The sequence below is a fragment of the Ruegeria sp. YTSB088 genome (assembly GCF_059609825.1).
Map to the genome: position 1 here is coordinate 1 of NZ_JBXWMM010000003.1, position 18,646 is coordinate 18,646.

The 18,646-nt window shown below is 55.4% G+C and carries 14 protein-coding genes and 1 pseudogene; 5 read left to right on the forward strand and 10 right to left on the reverse strand.

Annotated elements, in window-relative coordinates; translation table 11 throughout:
• Positions 1-389: 389 nt before the first annotated feature.
• A pseudogene (locus AC2FFA_RS05410) lies at positions 390-1,573 on the reverse strand (site-specific integrase).
• A 1,695-nt stretch (positions 1,574-3,268) separates the two neighbouring features.
• On the opposite strand from AC2FFA_RS05410, the gene AC2FFA_RS05415 reads away from it, so the two are divergent.
• Positions 3,269-4,633: an AsmA family protein gene (locus tag AC2FFA_RS05415; RefSeq protein WP_496850401.1), complete on the forward strand. Its 1,365-nt coding sequence runs from the start codon at positions 3,269-3,271 to the stop codon at positions 4,631-4,633.
• A gap of 219 nt (positions 4,634-4,852) precedes the next feature.
• Here the strand turns inward: AC2FFA_RS05415 and AC2FFA_RS05420 are convergent, their stop codons facing one another.
• From AC2FFA_RS05420 to AC2FFA_RS05435, 4 genes are read right to left on the reverse strand one after another with little or no spacing between them, the layout of a single operon-like run.
• Positions 4,853-5,635 carry a dimethylarginine dimethylaminohydrolase family protein gene (locus tag AC2FFA_RS05420; protein ID WP_117872357.1) on the reverse strand — a complete coding sequence of 261 codons (783 nt, stop codon included), beginning with the start codon at positions 5,633-5,635 and terminating at the stop codon, positions 4,853-4,855.
• A 3-nt stretch (positions 5,636-5,638) separates the two neighbouring features.
• Complete coding sequence (locus AC2FFA_RS05425; protein ID WP_496850403.1) at positions 5,639-7,243, reverse strand: 5-guanidino-2-oxopentanoate decarboxylase; 1,605 nt, start codon at positions 7,241-7,243, stop codon at positions 5,639-5,641.
• The gene (locus AC2FFA_RS05430) at positions 7,240-8,424 is read right to left on the reverse strand and encodes a pyridoxal phosphate-dependent aminotransferase (RefSeq protein ID WP_496850405.1); all 1,185 of its coding nucleotides are present in this window, start codon (positions 8,422-8,424) and stop codon (positions 7,240-7,242) included. The genes AC2FFA_RS05425 and AC2FFA_RS05430 overlap by 4 nt, the downstream gene beginning before the upstream one ends.
• Entirely contained in the window at positions 8,421-9,077 is a 657-nt protein-coding gene (locus tag AC2FFA_RS05435) for a TetR/AcrR family transcriptional regulator (RefSeq protein ID WP_117872363.1), read from the reverse strand. The genes AC2FFA_RS05430 and AC2FFA_RS05435 overlap by 4 nt, the downstream gene beginning before the upstream one ends.
• A 77-nt stretch (positions 9,078-9,154) precedes the next feature.
• On the opposite strand from AC2FFA_RS05435, the gene AC2FFA_RS05440 reads away from it, so the two are divergent.
• The 4 genes from AC2FFA_RS05440 to AC2FFA_RS05455 are packed head-to-tail and all read left to right on the forward strand — an operon-like array spanning position 9,155 to position 12,315.
• Positions 9,155-9,952 carry an ABC transporter ATP-binding protein gene (locus AC2FFA_RS05440; RefSeq protein WP_496850408.1) on the forward strand — a complete coding sequence of 266 codons (798 nt, stop codon included), beginning with the start codon at positions 9,155-9,157 and terminating at the stop codon, positions 9,950-9,952.
• Between the two features lie 42 nt (positions 9,953-9,994).
• Positions 9,995-10,759, forward strand: coding sequence for a transporter substrate-binding domain-containing protein (locus tag AC2FFA_RS05445; RefSeq protein WP_117872367.1), 765 nt, complete (start codon positions 9,995-9,997; stop codon positions 10,757-10,759).
• Between the two features lie 9 nt (positions 10,760-10,768).
• Positions 10,769-11,521 (forward strand): ABC transporter permease, encoded by a 753-nt coding sequence (locus AC2FFA_RS05450; RefSeq protein WP_117872369.1) that lies wholly within the window; start codon positions 10,769-10,771, stop codon positions 11,519-11,521.
• Positions 11,518-12,315 carry an ABC transporter permease gene (locus AC2FFA_RS05455; RefSeq protein ID WP_117872371.1) on the forward strand — a complete coding sequence of 266 codons (798 nt, stop codon included), beginning with the start codon at positions 11,518-11,520 and terminating at the stop codon, positions 12,313-12,315. The genes AC2FFA_RS05450 and AC2FFA_RS05455 overlap by 4 nt, the downstream gene beginning before the upstream one ends.
• 531 nt (positions 12,316-12,846) lie before the next feature.
• Here AC2FFA_RS05455 and AC2FFA_RS05460 read toward each other — a convergent pair.
• From AC2FFA_RS05460 to AC2FFA_RS05480, 5 genes are all read right to left on the reverse strand, one after another.
• Positions 12,847-13,602 (reverse strand): ABC transporter ATP-binding protein, encoded by a 756-nt coding sequence (locus tag AC2FFA_RS05460; protein WP_496850411.1) that lies wholly within the window; start codon positions 13,600-13,602, stop codon positions 12,847-12,849.
• Between the two features lie 9 nt (positions 13,603-13,611).
• Entirely contained in the window at positions 13,612-14,367 is a 756-nt protein-coding gene (locus AC2FFA_RS05465) for an ABC transporter ATP-binding protein (protein ID WP_117872375.1), read from the reverse strand.
• A gap of 10 nt (positions 14,368-14,377) precedes the next feature.
• Positions 14,378-15,583 (reverse strand): branched-chain amino acid ABC transporter permease, encoded by a 1,206-nt coding sequence (locus tag AC2FFA_RS05470; RefSeq protein WP_117872377.1) that lies wholly within the window; start codon positions 15,581-15,583, stop codon positions 14,378-14,380.
• A 3-nt stretch (positions 15,584-15,586) separates the two neighbouring features.
• The gene (locus tag AC2FFA_RS05475; RefSeq protein WP_496850413.1) at positions 15,587-16,618 is read right to left on the reverse strand and encodes a branched-chain amino acid ABC transporter permease; all 1,032 of its coding nucleotides are present in this window, start codon (positions 16,616-16,618) and stop codon (positions 15,587-15,589) included.
• Positions 16,619-16,723: 105 nt separating this feature from the next.
• Positions 16,724-18,070: a substrate-binding protein gene (locus AC2FFA_RS05480; RefSeq protein WP_117872381.1), complete on the reverse strand. Its 1,347-nt coding sequence runs from the start codon at positions 18,068-18,070 to the stop codon at positions 16,724-16,726.
• Between the last annotated feature and the right edge of the window lie 576 nt (positions 18,071-18,646).

The window sequence follows — 18,646 nt, forward strand, 5'->3', positions numbered from 1 at the left end:
GGTACAGCTACACCGCCTTGGCGGATCAATCATGATGCGCAAAACCGCTTGACTGGGACGGCTCCGTTACCGAAGTCTAGAACCTAAGTTTTCTGAAGGTAAATACAAGCATTTGGAAGTTTCGGGTGTGCGCAAAAAGTTGTGGTTGGCTAATGCGCGTCAGACAGGGAAGATGTTTCTCTGGGAACAGTTTGAATACGATCAACGAAGTCCGAAGAAGCGGTGAACGAAACGACTTGGCTTCAAAGTCGGAATTGGGCTCTGTGCTGCTGTACTGAGCTTAACCTTGGTTGGTAGATTTTGTTACGTAAGGATGGGGCAATCCGTACATTAGGTGATGCATACTCTGATCCCTATGTAACGTAACCTTACGTAGAGCGGTGCCATGCCTAAACTGCTAAACGCAACCTGCGGGCGACGTTTGGCATTCCCACCAATGCGTCGAGCCGGGTCGCGTTTTCTTCCGCCGCCCGTCGCACCGGATCATCCGCCAGATGCGCATACCGCATGGTGGTCTGAATTTGACTGTGACCCAGCAACCGGCCAACCATCTGGATCGGCATACCTGAAGATACGGCGTTTGATGCGTAGGTGTGGCGCAAGTCGTGAATGCGGACATCATGCAGACCAGCCAGCTTACGAATACGCCGCCAAGGTTTTTGCAGATCAGTGACGTAGTGTCCGGGAACTGCCCCGGCAATAACGTAAGTATTGTCAGGAAGCTGTGGGAGGGTGCTCAGGACCGCTCTGGCGGCTTGGGGCAGGGGAATGCGCCGCGCACCTGTTTTGGTATCTGGCAGCTCCATTCCAACGTCGGTGATGAAGGACCATTGCAAGGTCTGAATTTCACCAAGGCGACAGCCGGTCAGGATCAGCAATCGGAACGCGGCAACCACAAACGGTTTCTCTGATGCGTCCCGTTCCGCGTCTGCCAATACCTGCCCAAGCCGTTGAAGCTCATCTTGGCTCAGAAACCGTTCCCGCTTTTCTTCGCGGTATTTCGGGACATGGCGACAGGGGTTTGAACCGTCAGGTCGCAAGCCCCAGATTTCCGCCAGATTGAACATTTTGGACAGCACGCCCAGTGTTCGGTTCGCCTGATAGGGTTTGTCCCGGAATTTGTGGTGCAGTTCGGCAATGTCTTTCCGTTCCACGTCAACTACTTTGAAGCTGCCAATTGCTGGAACAATGAACAGGTCGATTGCCCTGCGATATTCCCCTTGGGTAGAAGGCTTGCAGCGTTCTTTGACGTGAGTGTCAAAGAACCTCTCACACAGGGCCGCGACCGTTGGTGCGCGGCGATGTTGGGAAATCTCTTCGGCAGGGTTCTCACCTTTTGCCACTTGGCCCATGACTTCCTTTGCCAACTTCCGTGCCTCGTCGACTGTGATCTTGCCATGTCGACCGATGGAGACACGCCGGGTTCTCCCACCTTTGCGATATTGCGCCTGATAGGTCTTGGCACCGGAGGGCATGACGCGGACACCAAACCCGGCAATCTGACTATCCCAAACAAAGTAATCTTTGCCTCAACGGGCAGGGCTTCTACGGCGCGCTTGGTCAGTTTCGGCATGCTCATTCCTTTACCTGTCATCGCCCCGTGGAAGCATTGTGGAAGCAACTGGAAGCGGTTCATGGCGTAAGAGGTAGGAATGGAGTGTGCCAGTCGTCAATATTAAAACAACAATTCCAATAAGATAGAGTAGAACAGCGCTTTCCAGCGAAATTGGTGCAGGTGGGCGTAAGCTATCTCATAACCTGAAGGTCAGAGGGTCAAATCTTACTCCCGAAACCAGGTCGAATAATCTCAACACAGCCCGATTTAGAGTAGACATCATAAACGTTACCGGAGCGAATTGCGCTCTCGCCCGCGTGGACCTGAAACTATCATCCCGATGGATCACAGGCCAATCATGCACTAACAATCTACTTGGACCTGTCTGATGAGGTTGCGCGGGAAGAATTGGAACCTTGGGAGAGAAGTGTGGGATACATTGTCAAAGGTGTTTTAATTTGTTGCGCTATCGCGCTTGTTTCTGTTTTTGCGGCCTGGCTTCTCCTGTCTTCCACGTTGTTTTCTTCTGTCAGAACAGCTTTCGTTGAAAACCTGGTCAGCAAGAAACTTGGTCAGGACGTTAGAATAGAAGATGAAGTACGTCTCGGCCTTGGTCGGCAGTTGCAGATATCAGCGGCAGGGCTGGTACTACCCGGTTCGCCGAAAACAGGTGCGAAGCTGGCGGCAATCGACAAACTTGAATTTGACATTTCCGCGCGTGACCTTTGGAACAATAAGCTTTCGCTAAGTGGCCTTTCCGTCTCGGGTCTTCACCTGAACCTGATCACAGACAAAGATGGCGTTGGAAACTGGCGGTCCATTTCTCAAGCGGATGCTGCAGCCGGGAAAACCGCAAAGTCTCGGCCTCTACCTGTTGTCGGAATGCTGACGGACCGCAAAGTTGACCTGACGGATATCAGAATTTTTTATCAGAACGAATTGAACGGGCTTGAACTGGACCTGCAGCTTCCTGAACTGCTTTTGAAACGCAACGATCAAACCAACACTGCTACTGCGGTAGGAACCGGTTCGTTAAACGGAGAGGGGTTTGATCTGAGTGGGACGTTCCCAGCGGCAGATCCGTTTCAGGTATCGGTGGACTTTGAACAAGTCTCGATTGTTGCCGAAGAGGTCCCTCAGGAAAACGGGCTACAGGTGAGGACGACCATGGAGATTGCGGAACTTGGCCAGCTCCTCGACATCCTGAAGCTCAATCGTGTTTTGGAAGGTACAGGGAGTATTGGTGCAACAGTCCAAACGGCTGACGGCATAGCCCGGATCGATGATCTGACCGTGCTGGCGGAGTTGGATGGAGGTCAAAGCGTCTCGCTGACGGGGAAAATCGGAGAGTTGGGGAACCCGGAAGATGTATCGCTGACGACCCGTATTCGGTTGTTCCCGGAAAACTCTGAGCCAGCCCCCGCCGTATCACGATATGATCTCAAACTTGTCGCGGTTGATATGGTTATGGACAGTGTTCCTGGGCAGGTTCCTCAGCGCCAAATGGTAATTCAGACCAACGGGTTCACATTGGATACCTCAGGCGAAGGCCCGCCCCCAATCAAGTTTTCCGAGCTTTCCCGAACACCCGAAGGCGCCTTGCGTGTCGGGAGCATCAACTTGAGAATTGGGAACCCAGCTGATCCGTTTATCATTTTGAACGGGTCGGTCGATGACGCGCTGAAGCTGCAAGGCATATCAGCTGAAGGTCTGATGGATATTCCGGCAAGCAGCCTGATCTCACCAGAGCTGTTAGGGCCGGACGACCGGCTTGGCAGGTTTTCCGGCGACTTTCATTTGAGCGGCGGTATCAATCAGCTTTCGCTGACGAATTTGGATGGTCAGACGAGTGAAACTGATGTCTGGGCCCTTGGGGTACATGGTTCTGTCAAGAATGTGCTCAAATTCGAGGACCTGGATCTGGCAATTGATGTCGAAGTCCCATCCGGAGCGGATCTGTTGGAGGCACTGTCACTTGAACGCGTGGAAACCGGGCAAGCTCGCTTTGAAATAGGGTTGGTTAGCCAAGGCACCGATTGGAACGCAAATGCCAAAGTCGAGGTTGCCGACTCTGTCCTGCAAATTGCAGCCGATCTTGATGATGCAACAAGCGACCCTGTATTGCGGGGTACCATTGAAAGTGACCTGATAAAGATAGATCAGATCCGAACCATCGTTCAGGCGGTCGCACAGTTGAGGAAGTTAGGCGGTTCAGAGCCGAGCGAAGAAGACGCCAATAAAGAAGCCAGTGACACTGGCCCGCTAAGAGATGTGACGCTTAAACCTATCGGCCGTTCGATTCTGTTGTCCGGTATGGATATGGATGTTGATATTGATCTTCGGCACATAGAAGGGGCCAAAGGCATCAGCAGTTTGCAAAGCGAACTGACGCTCAACGAAAATGAGTTCAAGGCCGGGCCTTTGAAGTTTGAATACGGAGGCGCTCATTTCGATGTCAGCGGGCAAATGGATCTGTCGGACGAAGCGCATCTGCTTACGTTGACCGGCAAGGCAGGCGGCTGGCAACTGGATGATATTCTTCACAGTCTGAACTTCAAAAAGGGCGCCAGCGGTACGATCTACGCAGATTTTTCGGTGACCGGAGAAACCGATTCACCCAAACACTTTGCCAACACCATGAGCGGCAGCGCCACAGTTTCAATGCGCGATGGCTCGATCGAAACCCAGCTTCTTGATCTGGCAGGGCTAGGGGTCTTGCCTTGGGTGTTTACCAAGGAAAAACACAAGGTTGCTCCAATCGTATGCTTGCGCGCACCGATCAGTATTTCCAATGGGAATATTTCGACGAAACAAACCACTATGGAAACAGATCATGTTCAGGTTGTTGTCTTCGGCGATGTTAATGTGGCTGGTAAAGCCCTGGACTTGAATCTGCAGCCCCGAAAGATCGGCGAACCTCTTTCGAAGAGCCCCTGGCCAGTGACTTTAAGGGGGCCTCTATCCGAGCCGAAAATCAAGGTCAAAGATGGGCCGAAACGGCTGAAACGATCTGACGGTGCGGACAAAATGCCTGCAAAAAGGAAACTCTGTGTTCCGGATATCTTGCAATTGCAATAGCGGCGGAGGTGGTTGGTTCCTAAACAAATCCGGAACTCGGGAAGGATGACAATGTGTCCGAAAGAAGTTCTCTGCTTCGGGCACGGAGAGTGGACTTCAGGGCAAACTCTGCAAGAAGTCCGACATCCCTTGGGTCAGGATGCATTGCTTCAAAAAAGACTAGGAACTGTTGATCGCGTCCAACAAGTGCACCGCTCGCCAGTAGTCGGCAACAGGTCCTCAGAATCTCAACGAAAGACAGGACATACCACCATCCAGCTTTGCACAATCGGTGTTGTCAATTTCAACGACCTCAAAGCCTTCGCGGTCCAGCATCTCTGCGGTGCGAGGGAATCCAGCTGCCATCAGTACCAGATTGTTGAACCGGATCGCGTTGGCAGCTGCCTCTTCACCGTCTGCAACATGCAGCACCCGGTAACCTTCAAAGCAGCCCGAAGCGTCCAATCGCCGGGTCGCAAGGATTGTCTCAGCATCCATAAGCGAGCAATCCGTTTTAAAGTGTAAAACCCCCTCGGGCGTGAACACTTCCCGCAGTTTGCACCCCCATTCAGAGGTGATTTTCGCCAGTTCCTCGACACCTTCTGCGTCAGTGCGATCCGACCGGCCCACCAGAATTTCACGCCCGGTTACCAGGATGTCTCCACCTTCGATATGGCCGGGACCTTTGATTTCCATGATCGTTTCGTAGCAGGCACGCAGTGTCGGGGCCATTTCGGCCACTTCCCCCATCCGCGAAGGTGCGCCAGGCCGCATCAGCACAGCACCCTGCGGCAGGCAAAGGGCCGTGTCTTCAACAAACTGCGCGTCAGGAAACACATCCAGGGGCTCAAGCTCGATCACCTGCGCCCCGGTGCTTTTCAGTGCTGCCACATATGCCTTATGCGCGGCTATCATCCCACCGAAATCTGGGTTTCCGATATCTTCTGCTCGCAATCCGTCAGCTATGGTCGGAGCCGGGCGTCGGGTGATGGCGCGGGAAAACTCAAAACTTGGGTCTGGCATGTTTCAATCTTTCTGAGGTTCGAATTTCGGAGCGGTGATTTCGATCATCGCCGGTCCGCCCAGGGCGGCAGATTCGCGCAACGCTTGCGCGACGGCCTGCGGTTCTGCGGGAGCCGTGGTGAATGAAAGGCCAAATGACTTGGCCGTTGCTGCAAAATCGGGGGGGGAGGGGTTACATCCTATGACCGTCACACCTGCATCCTGCATCGATGTGGCAATTTCACCGTATCCGTGATTGTTCCAGATCACGAAAGTGGCCGACAGGTTTTCGTCTGCTGCGACCATTGCTTCAGGCAGTGAAAACTGCGCACCTCCATCGCCGACGATACATATTACCCGCACCGTCGGATCGGCGATCGACGCGCCGATGGCTGCGGGTATGCCGTAGCCGAGCGCACCATATCCCGTTGCCGCATTGAACCAGCCACCTGCCCGGTCGTGGTCGTAGTAAAGATTGCCCGCATAAATGGGCTGGGTGGAATCCCCGACCATCAGAGCATTCGGAGACGCGGAGCGCATTGCATTCAGTATTTCTACCTGATGGCGATAATTCGGGCCGATCTCCTGCCAGGCCGCGTCGCGCGTTTTTCTGGCACGTTCCGCTCCGTCGCTTTGTTTTGCCTCTTGCGGCAAAGCCTCGACCAGAGCGGGCAAAACTAGGTCGACGTCACCTTGAATGGCAACCGCTGCCTCATGCCGTGACAGTTGATCGCTGCACCGATCAACCCGTATCAGGCCTGACATTTCCGCAAATTGACCGGTGGCATACATGTCATAGTCGGTTGGCCCAAGCTCGGTTCCCAAGGCCAGAACGCAATCGGCGCTTTCTATCAACGCGCGCACCGCCTTCAAGCTGGGGCTGGCCGGAACGGTCAGAATATGCCCGTGCATCAGGCCGCGTGCATTGACGGTTTGCACAACGGGGGCATCCAGGGCTTCGGCCAGTGCTTGCAACCCGGCCTCAGCACGTTTCGCCCCGCCGCCTGCCAGAATGACGACTTTCTTTGCTTCAGCCAGTTGTTTGGCGGCATGTGTGATCAATACCGGGTTGACCGGAGACTCTGGATCGATCGATTCAACTGGTGTTTCCTGATATTCCAACGCTGCGATATCCAGCGGAACCTCTATATGCACCGGACCGGGGCGTCCGTTGGTGAGGTTGTGAAAAACACGCGCCAAGACCGGGTCCAGAGCGTTTTTGTCGGAGACTTGTTCGGACGCCAGTGCAACCGTTTTGGCCAGCCCAAGTTGATCGGGCAACTCATGCAGGTGCCCTAAGCCTTTACCAAGAGACGCAGTTTTGTTGACACCGGACACCACCAGCATCGGTATTGAATCGCCTCGCGCCTGCGCCATCGGCGTCAGCGTATTGGTCAATCCGGGGCCAGTGATCACAAAGGCTACTCCCGGCTTGCCCGACGCACGTGCATAGCCATCAGCCATGAAACCTGCGCCCTGTTCGTGTCTGGGTGTAATGTGCCGGATGCCCGAGGCAGCAAGACCTCGGTACAGCTCAACCGTGTGAACGCCCGGTATTCCAAAGACGCAGGTCACATCCCTTTGGCGAAGCTTGGCAACCAAAGCCTCGCCAATTGTCATTCCGCTCATGCGACCTCACGTGATTTGCTGTTGGCGTGATCGATGATACGAGAGACGGCAGTGCCAAAGTCGGTGTCACTGATCGTCAGGGCGACCCGCACCCAGTCCTTCAGGCTGTCCCCAAAGGCGGATCCCGGCATGACGGCCACCCCGGCCTGTAGCAGATCCCAGGCATACGCTTCTCCATCCAGCCCAGTGGCGGAAACGTTGATGAGTGCGAACATTCCCGCTTCGGGCCGGTGGACAGTCAGATCTGTTTCCGCTTCAAGGCGATCGGCCAGCAGGGTGGCGCGGCCAGAAAAGCGGGCGGCCATGCCGGGGGCAACCTCGGACCCGTCGCGGATCGCTTTTTCGGTCATGTCCGCGATGAAAGGCTGGTTGCCAAAAAGCATGGTCTCGGAATAGGGCAACAGCGCTTCGCAGAACGCGGCGGGCCCTACCCACCAGCCACTGCGGAACCCAGGAGCGGCATGAGATTTCGAGATGGATGATACGCCAATGACACGATCCGCCAGTTCCGGATCCGCCAATGGTGAAACAAATCGGGCACCGTCAAAGATCAATTCTTCATAGACCTCGTCCGAGATGATCCACAAGTCATGCGCAATAGCGAGCTGCCCGATCTTGGCAACATCTGCGGCGGTCAGGATCGCGCCCGTCGGGTTATGTGGCGTAGTCAGGAGAATGGCGCGGCTGCGCGGAGTGATGCGGGCCGCGATATCTTCGGCCTGCATACGAAACCCGTGCTCTGGCCGCAGCGGTACGGGTACCATCTCGGCCCCGGATGCGCGAACGACACCTTCATAGGTCGCGTACATCGGATCGCCGACCAGAACTTCGTCACCGGCCTCTGCGACCCCGGCCATGGCTGCAAACAGGGCGGTCTGCGTTCCAGGAAAGCACAGAAAGTTCTCAGGCTCGAATACCCGCCCGCGAGAGGCGGAATAGCGTGCAGCCAGCGCGTCAAGCAGTCCGGCTTCTCCGCGCCCATTGGAATACCCTGTCCGCCGCGCCCGCAATGAGGTAACGGTGGTTTCGACCAATGCGTCCGGCACGGGCACGTCCGGTTCTCCAATCGTCATTTCGACGATATCCGCTCCGGCTTTGATAAGGTCGCGCGCTTTCAGGTGCACGCCCCACTTTGCGCCACCCAAGCCCGCCAACCGTTCTGTCACCGATGTGATCTTCATGACTGCTCCGCCTCTTTGGTCAATGAAATCCCGACGATGGCGCTGACAGAATCCAAACCGATCTGCGCCAGTTGGCCTTCGGAAAAAGCATCCGGAAGCGCACCCCCTTCAAGCCACAGGCCGTCGATCACCGCGTTGCAGGCAATGGCCAGTTGCATTGCTTCTGACGCTGCGACCGAGCGCCCTGTTTCCTGCAATGCGGCGACGATCAGCTTCTCGAGGTGATCCCGGAAATAGTTGTAGGTTTGCTGGTGAATGCGCTGCATTTTCGGGTCATGCTGCACCTTGTTCAGGAAGCCTGCCCACAAGGCCACAGCGCTTGGATCGACGATTGGTGGTCGCAGTGACGCGTCGACGAAGTTGGTCAGCCGAGAAACCGCGCTTCCCTTTCCTGACGAAGCAGCTGTCTGGTCTGTCAGCGTATTCATGTGGTGCTCATACGCTGCTTGAACCAGATCTTCCTTGGATGAGAAATAGTGCCGGATCAGCCCTTGGGTCACGTTCGCGCGGGCTGCGATCTCACGCACTGTGGCGCCCCGAACGCCCATCTCGGCGATCAGGTCCAAAGTCGCCAGAATCAGCGCCTCGCGGCGAAACTTGGCAGACTCACGTTTAAATTTGCGGCTGTCGTCCTGCACGTCAGTGTCATCCATGGCATGGAGTTATTATACACTTGCATAATTGCGAGATTCGGGGCTTACTGCAAGCTGAAATCAGAAGATTCTTGGATATGGACACAGCCAAAGCAGTTTCATCCGCACCCGAAGCAATCACGCCCGACGAGGCGATAAAGGTTGAGGACTTGCATAAATCCTTCGGTACGCTGGAGGTTCTGAAGGGCGTCTCTCTGACTGCAAACAAGGGGGATGTTGTTGCCATTATCGGGGGATCGGGCTCTGGGAAATCCACCATGCTGCGCTGCATCAACTTTTTGGAAACACCGAGTTCAGGAAAGATCAACATTGGCGGCGAACTGGTTGAAATGCACGCGGATGGCAGCCCCTCCAACCGCCGTCAGATCGAACGCATCCGCACGCGGCTGGCCATGGTCTTCCAGCAGTTCAATCTGTGGACACACCGTACGCTTTTGGAAAACGTGATCGAAGTGCCCGTGCATGTCCTCAAGGTGCCGAAGGCAGAGGCTATCGCGCGGGCGCATGAACTGCTGAAGAGGGTGGGCCTCGGCGACAAGGCCGACACCTATCCGGCCTATCTTTCGGGTGGTCAGCAACAGCGCGCCGCCATCGCCCGGGCGCTTGCCGTCGATCCTTCGGTGATGCTTTTCGATGAACCCACGTCAGCGCTTGATCCCGAGCTTGTAGGCGAAGTTCTGACCGTGATCCGCGATCTTGCCGCCGAAGGGCGCACAATGCTGCTTGTCACCCATGAAATGAAATTCGCACGCGAAGTCGCAGACCACGTTGTCTATCTCTTCGAGGGCCGCATCGAAGAGCAGGGCCCACCTGCCGAGGTCTTCGGAAACCCGAAATCAAAGCGCCTGAAGCAGTTCCTCAGCTCGGTCGCCTGATCCGGAAAAACAACACATAATGAACCAAAAGGGAGTACCAAAATGAACGTCAAGAAACTGCTCGTGTCCGGCCTTGCCGCCGCTGTCCTTTCGGCTGGTGTCGCCAGCGCCGAAGAGGTCAAGATCGGCATCGCGGCCGAACCTTATCCGCCCTTCGCGTCGCTGGACAGTTCAGGCAACTGGGTCGGTTGGGAGATCGATGTCATCAATGCGGTCTGTGCCGCTGCGGAACTTGACTGTGTCATCACGCCGGTCGCCTGGGACGGTATCATCCCGTCGCTGACCGGACAGCAGATCGACGCCATCATGGCGTCGATGTCGATCACCGAGGAGCGGCTGAAAACCATTGATTTCAGTGATCCTTACTACAACACACCTGCCGTAATCGTCGCGGACAAATCGATGGATATCGAAGCGACCCCAGAGTCGCTGGCCGGTAAGGTTGTCGGCGTTCAGGCGTCGACCATCCATCAGGCTTATGCACAGGAATATTTCAAGGATTCCGAACTGCGGGTTTATCAGACTCAGGATGAGGCCAACCAGGATCTTTTCGCAGGTCGTATTGACGCCACTCAGGCCGACAGTATCGCCATGGCGGACTTCGTGAACTCGGATGCCGGGGCATGCTGTGAAATCAAAGGCGCCGTCGCAGATGATCCGGCTATCTTGGGACGAGGCGTTGGCGCCGGTGTTCGCAAGGGGGATGATGAGCTGCTTGCGGCACTGAACAAGGGCATCGCGGCAATTCTTGCCGATGGAACGCACGAGAAGATCACCTCGAACTATTTCTCGGCCAGCATCTACTAAGCGGCTGCTGTGACCGGACTGTTGGAATCGCTTGGATTGGCGCAGAGCGCAGAGCTACTATCGCTGTCGCCACCGGGTTGGGGGGGCAATCTGCTGCGCGGATTGTCCCACTCATTGCAGATCGCTTTTGGTGCATATGCGCTCGGCCTCGTGATCGGATTGTTCGGAGCCTATGGCAAACTATACGGCGGGAAGGTCACGCGCGATCTTCTTGCCATTTACACGACCGTGATCCGGGCCGTGCCGGAACTGGTCCTGATCCTGATCCTGTATTACGTGGGATCTGACATCATCAACAAAATCTCCGCTGCAATGGGTGGAGGACGGGTCGAGGTCAATGGCGTCGCCGCGGGCATTTGGGTTCTCGGCGTTGTTCAGGGCGCATATGCAACCGAGATTCTGCGCGGAGCCATTCAGGCGGTTCCACCCGGACAGATCGAGGCGGCCAAATCCTACGGGATGCCCGCCTTCATGACCATGCGGCGTGTCACAATCCCCGCCATGATGGGCTTTGCAGTACCCGGTCTGGCCAACTTGTGGCTGATCGCCACCAAGGACACTGCACTGCTCGCGGTCGTGGGGTTCAACGAACTGACACTGGAAACCCGGCAGGCCGCCAGCAGCACCCGGGCCTATTTTACCTTCTTTCTGGCAGCGGGTTTTCTCTACCTCATGGTCACCCTCTTTTCTGGTGGTATCTTCGCGCGGATCGAGAAATGGGCGCGTCGCGGTCAACCTTCTCTGAAAGGTGGTGGCAGATGATCGATCTCAGATCTTTGATGCAACCCCATCGTATCGTGATGATGCTGGTCTTTGCCGGGATCGTGATTTGGTGTGCGATGGCGTTGCGGTGGGACTGGTTGCCGAAATACGCTCCGCTTGCATTGCAGGGAATCTGGACCACACTCTGGCTGCTTGTTGTCACCGTCGTTCTCGGATTTCTGCTGGCTGTACCACTCGGGTTGGCCCAGGCCGTTGGGCCCTGGTACCTTGCGGCACCTGCCAAGGCGTTCTGCACCATCATTCGGGGCACACCTCTGCTTTTGCAGCTCTGGTTGCTGTATTATGGCCTCGGCTCACTGTTCCCTCAATTCCCATGGATACGATCGTCCGAACTTTGGCCGTATCTACGTCAGGCCTGGCCCTATGCGGTGCTGGCCTTAACGCTTTCTTATGCGGGCTACGAAGGTGAGGTAATGCGCGGAGCCTTCAAAGGTGTCGCCAAAGGTCAGCTGGAGGCGGCCAAGTCGTTTGGAATGCCAAGGCTGACGATGTTCCGCCGCATCTGGTTGCCGCAGGCAATCCGCAACGTTCTGCCGACTCTGGGTGGTGAAACCATCCTCCAGTTAAAGGCTACGCCCTTGGTTGCCACGATTACGGTGGTTGATATCTACGCCGTGTCATCCCGGGTGCGGTCCGATACGTTTATCGTTTATGAGCCGCTCATCCTGCTAGCCGTATTCTACATTCTCGTTGCAGGTTTTATTGCTTTGGGGTTCCATTGGCTGGAAGTGAAGGTGCTGGGAACAGGAAACCGCAATCGGTCTGCCGGATAGTACAAGCCAGAAGTGAAGCGAAACCCGCTGCCGTATTCCCGATGCAGCCCTTGCGTGGAGTTTACTGGCAACTCTGGGCTGGTGCCTGACGTTCTCGTCTATTGTACAAAGAGGTACAACACCAAGCCGCAATCGATTGGTCGGCGCAGTGGCGGATGCCACGAACTATCGCGATCCTTGCAAGCTTTCCAGCCCTCATCGCGTGCCACTCGCCTGGAAACAAAGGCCGGGCGATTTCACGAGCGGCTGCACATTTTCCTGAAACCGTGCAACCGGCGGGTTCGGCAACAGGTCAAATTCATCGATCCCGGCTCCAAGTCTATTGGGGCGCGAAATTTGAGGCGCGTATTCAGCGCAGGCCAGACTGAACTTATTGCGGCAAGACCGTATTCAGATTTGAACTGACGACCAACATTTTGGTGGTGAAACGCCTTTGGTCGCGCGAATGGGCAGGACCTGCACTGAACACGGGTCTTCCCAAGCCACGAATTGGTCATGCCCCTTGGCTCTGTTTGCAATTCAGCATGACGCTTAGATCGCCAGGTACTCCTCACGAAGACCGGTGTCTTCAAGCACTTCTTGCGCCGTTCCGTCAAATACGATGGTCCCGGTGTCAAGGATGATCGCGCGGTCCGCCAACTCCAGAGCGCGAACAGCGTTCTGTTCAACGATGATCGTGGTCATACCCTGTTGTTTGACGTGTGTGAGGGTTTTTTCGATTTCGTCGACGATGACAGGCGCCAAACCTTCATACGGTTCATCCAAAAGCAGCACTTTGATGTCCCTGGCAAGAGCTCTGGCGATCGACAGCATCTGTTGTTCGCCACCTGACAGTGTAATCCCTTCCTGCTTCCTGCGTTCTCCGAGACGCGGGAACAACTCGTACAGCCGTTCGAGAGACCATCCGATCGGAGGCGCAATCTGTGCGAGCTGCAGGTTTTCTTCAACTGTCAGGCCGGGAATGATGCGCCTGTCTTCAGGTACAAGACCAAGGCCCACTGCCGCCGCTTCATAGCTTGTCATGTTGTGCAGCGGCTTGTGGTCCAACCAGATTTCGCCATGTCTAACTTCTGGATCTCCAACTCTCGCAATCGAACGCAGCGTCGAGGTTTTGCCCGCGCCGTTGCGTCCAAGAAGAGCAAGAATCTCGCCTTCATGTACGTTGAAGCTGACGCCCTGCACGATGTAGCTTTCTCCGTAATAGGAGTGCATATCCCAAACGGAAAGAAACGCAGGGGCGGTGCTGGCCAGATTGGCGTTTTTCGAAAAGTCAGGTTTCTCGTTCATAGCTTTTCCTTACGCCGCCTCGCCCAAATAGGCTTCACGAACCTTGGGATGTCCACGGATTTTTTCTGGCGTATCTTCGACCAACGGCGTCCCTTGCGCCAGAACTGTGATGCGTTCCGCAAGGCTGAAGACCACGTGCATGTCATGCTCGATAATGGCGATGGTTATGTCGCGCTCATCCTTGATCTGTTTTAGCAAATCAATGGTGTTGTTGGTGTCCGCCCGCGCCATGCCAGCCGTAGGTTCGTCCAGCAACAACAGCCGCGGATTTTGACTAAGGCACATGCCAATCTCAAGTCGCCGCTTGTCGCCCCGAGACAGCGACGCCGCGTGCATCTCACGCTTGTCGGCCATGTTCATCTCTTCCAGCATCGCTTCGGCCTGTTCGACAACAGCCTTTTCGTTGGCGATGGTCTCATAAGCATGCATCCGGAACGCCCCATCCCGCATGGCGAAAATCGGAATCAACATGTTCTCCATCACCGTCAGTTCACCAAAAATCTCTGGTGTTTGAAACACGCGGCTTATGCCCATCTGGTTGATCTGGAAGGGTTCAAGCCCCAAGACCGAGGCGTTGTCGAACAACACGGACCCGGTGTCCGGCATGAGCTTGCCGACCAGACAATTCAGCAAGGTCGACTTGCCCGCCCCATTGGGCCCGATGATCGCGTGAACCGAATTCTCCTCGACGCTGAGATTCACATCCGTGAGTGCCTTGAGACCGCCGAAGCGCTTGCTGACGTCTTTGACTCTTAGAATTGCCATGGCTCGCCCCTTATTCCGCCGGTTCCGTTTTGCCCGACGTCGCGTCGTCGGATTTCGATTTCTTGCGCTTGACCCGGTTGAGCAAACGTTGACCTCCTTCGACCAGACCACCCGGCAAGTAGATAACGACAAGCATGAAAAGAATGCCCAGCGTCAGATGCCAGCCTTTTCCGATGAACGGATGGATCACAAACACAATCGCGTCCTCCAACCCGTCAGGCAGGAAAGCAAACCAACTGTGCAATACGTTGTCGTTGATTTTCGAGAAGATGTTCTCGAAATATTTGATGAAGCCTGCACCCAGCACCGGACCTATCAAGGTTCCTGTGCCGCCCAGGATCGTCATCAAAACGACCTCGCCCGATGCGGTCCACTGCATACGTTCAGCGCCTGCCAGCGGGTCCATTGCGGCCATCAGACCACCAGCCAAGCCGGCATACATGCCAGAGATGACAAATGCTGCCAGCGTATACGGCTTTGAGTTCAGGCCGGTATAGTTCATCCGCTGCTGGTTCGATTTGACCGCCCGCAGCATCATCCCGAAAGGTGAACGGAAAATTCGGATGGACAGATAGAAGACCACCATCATAATCACCGCACACAGATAGTATCCAGCGTTGAAATCAAAGCTCCACGCACCCACGTCCAATGTGTAGGTTGCGCGCATCGGCAACCCGAACAGATGCGGCAGGTCCGGCGAGTTCGCGCCCTGCAGAATCTGCGGATCGTCCGCGTAAACCTGCAATCCGGTTTCCCCATTTGTAAGGTTGAACTTGGGGTTCGACAAAACCGAGTAAGCCAACGCAAAGCTCATCTGAGCGAAGGCCAGCGTGAGGATCGAAAAATAGATACCCGACCGGCGCAGGCTGACAAACCCGATCAGCAATGAGAACACTCCGGCAACCACAACGCTGAGTGCGATGGCCGGGATGATATTGTAGCTCAGCAGCTTGAACATCCACACGGCTGAATAGGATCCAACGCCCAGAAAGGCCGCGTGACCGAATGACAAATATCCGGTAAGGCCAAACAGGATGTTGAAGCCTATGGCAAAGATGCCAAAGATGACAAAGCGCTGCATCAAATCCGGATAGCCCGCGTTGAATTGCGCCATGGCGCTGCCTTCCGGGAACGGGTTCAGGATGAAGGGCGCCAGCATCGTAAGGAAGCCGACGATGATCAGCAGGCTGGTGTCTTTCTTGTTCAGTCCCAACATCGATTATTCCTCCATCACGCCTTTGCGTCCCATCAACCCGCGCGGGCGTGTGAGCAGCACAATAATGGCAACAAGGTAGATGATGATTTGGTTGATGCCCGGGATCGTCGTTGTGGCCCAGGTCGTTGAGGCAAAGCTTTCCAGAATGCCCAGCAGAAAGCCGGCAAGCACGGCTCCGGGGAGTGAACCCATGCCGCCGACAACAACCACAACGAAACTGAGGACCAGAAAATCCATCCCCATGTGATAGTTTGGTGGGTTGAGCGGCCCGTACATTACGCCGGCCAAACCAGCCACTGAGGCAGCGATACCGAACATGATCGTAAAGCGCCGGTCGATGTTGATTCCCAGCAAGCCAACAGTTTCGCGATCCGCCATGCCGGCCCGCACGACCATGCCAAACGTGGTGAATTGCAGGAATGAGAAGACGGCGCCGATAATGGCGACCGCAAAGCCAAAATAAACCAAACGCCAGATCGGGTAGATGATCGCGTTGGGATCAAACCCGATCATTGTGCCAAGGTCGATAGAGCCGCTCAGTGCGTCGGGCGGCGGAGTTTGGATTGGGTTGGCGCCGAAGAAATACTTCACGATTTCTTGCAACACGATCGCCAGACCGAACGTGACAAGGATCTGGTCAGCGTGGGGGCGTTTGTAGAAATGCTTGATAAGCCCGCGTTCCATCACATAGCCAACCGTCAACATGATTGGGATCGCAAAAAGGATAGCCAGGGGGACAGTCCAGTCGATAATCGTCGCACCAACCTCTGGGCCAAACCACGCCTCAATATAGGGCGTTTCAACCTTCAGTGGGTTGCCCAGAAAGTCGGTTTGGCTCTCGTCGATGGTAACAAAGCTCAAGTTCATGAGTTTTTGCAAAGTGACAGCACAGAACGCACCGATCATGAACAGGGCCCCATGGGCAAAGTTCACAACGCCGAGCGTCCCAAAAATAAGCGTCAGCCCCAGCGCAATCAGCGCATAAGCCGACCCTTTGTCCAGACCGTTCAGAATTTGCAATAGGATGGCGTCCATTGGCCCACCTCAGGGTTGGTCAGTGTGAATTGAGTGGCACAACAGGATCAACCCTGCTGTAGATGTCTGGCCACCTTTTTGGCGGCCAGACTATGATACGAGGCCTTATGCGCCCGGGTTACACTTACCCAGTGCGCCACCTGCGAACATCGGATGCTCCGGATCGTATTCGACCTGCGCGCGTGGCGTGATCTCGACAATTTCCAGAGTGTCGTAGGCGTTGGTCGGGTTCTCGTTGCCCCGAACGACCAGCACGTCCTTGAAGCACTGGTGGTCGGCGCCGCGATACCAGGTCGGGCCGTTGCCCAGGCCGTCGAACTCGAAGTCTTCCAGCGCTTCCGCAACACCGCACGGATTGAAAGTGCCGGCACGCTCGCAAGCATCAGCATAAAGCAGAACCTGCGCATAGCAGGTCTGCGCCGAGTTGGACGGTGGTTTGCCGTACTTCTCACCGAAGGATTTCACGAAGGCTTTGGTGCCTTCATCCTGCAGCTGCCAGTTCCAGTTCATCGAACCCAGCACGCCCTTGATGTTCTCGCCCGCACCAGCAGCCATCAGTTCCGAATACAGCGGCACGACGATCTTGAAGTCCTTGCCATTGGCCACTTTGTCGAGCAGGCCGAACTGAATCGCGTTGGTCAGCGAGTTCACCATGTTGCCGCCATAGTGATTCAGAACCAGAACGTCCGCGCCGGAGTTCAGAACCGGAGTGATATAGGACGAGAAGTCTGTTGACGCGAGTGGCGTTTTGACAGTGTTGACTGTTTCCCATCCCAGGGCTTCGGTCGAGGCGACGATCGACTCTTCCTGGGTCCAGCCCCAGTTGTAGTCAGCCGTCAGGTGATAGGCGCGGCGGTCGGTGCCCATTTCGGCAGCCAGCACCGGCGCAAGCGCAGCGCCCGACATGTAGGCGTTGAAGAAATGGCGGAAACCATTGGCCTTCTTGTCCTTGCCGGTCGTGTCGTTGGCGTGGGTCAGACCCGCCATAAAGATCACACCTGCTTCTTGACACAGGCCCTGAACCGCAACGGCCACGCCCGAGGACGACCCGCCGTTGATCATGATCGCGCCGTCTTTTTCGATCATCGACTTTGCGGATGCACGCGCGGCGTCCGACTTGGTCTGGGTGTCACCTGTGACGAACTCGACCTTTTTGCCGAGGATGCCATTGCCCTTCAGCGCCTTCGACGTGAAGGTGTTCAGGCAGCCGCCGTCACCCTCTCCGTTCAGGTGTTCCACCGCCAGCTGTTGCGCCAGCAGCTCGTCATTGCCCTCTTCGGCATATGGCCCGGTCTGGGGAACGTTGAAGCCCAGGGTTACGGACCCTCCGGTTGGTTCGTTTGTGTAAGCGGCAGCCGACGAAGCCGTGAAGATCGTAGGCAGGGCCAGACCGGTACCTGCAACGGCACCAGACTTCAACACGCCGCGGCGTGTGACAGATTTGTTGGTCATTAATTCCTCCCATTTCCCTTTCTCTCGTCGTCTGGCTCCTCTTCCAGCAGACGAAAGCGCACTTATGTGCACTTCAATAATGGAAAGGCGATGGAAAATTTCACAACAAATTACTGGATTTGAAACAAAATTTTGTAAACGTATTGACGAAATCTGAGGTTACTTGAAAAACTTTTAACTAATTTTTTTGGAAAAGATTTATCTTTTAATTACTTAAGTGTAAAAACCAATAGCACAATCGTAGTACACGGCTCAAAAACTCGCCTGGTGCGGTACCAAAAGCCGATTTGGAATATCAAGTTGGCGTTTTCGCTACGCCAATTGGAGACAAGGTCCTCGGGCAACCCTGTTGGTCGGCGCCGTATCTTCGTTTACGCCAGTGGGCTGCACCACCTCTGTCAAATAACATTGCCTTTCCGCCTCCTGGGTTCGTGACCTGCTCCCCTTTAAGTCCGCGTCTATAAGTTAGCTCTGTTCAGGTTTCGGTGGAGCCTGGGGGAAACGCCGCTGAGCGTCTAATATACTGATAGAAAACACTATTGTGGTATGTTGATTTTGTAGTGTGTCACATCAGGA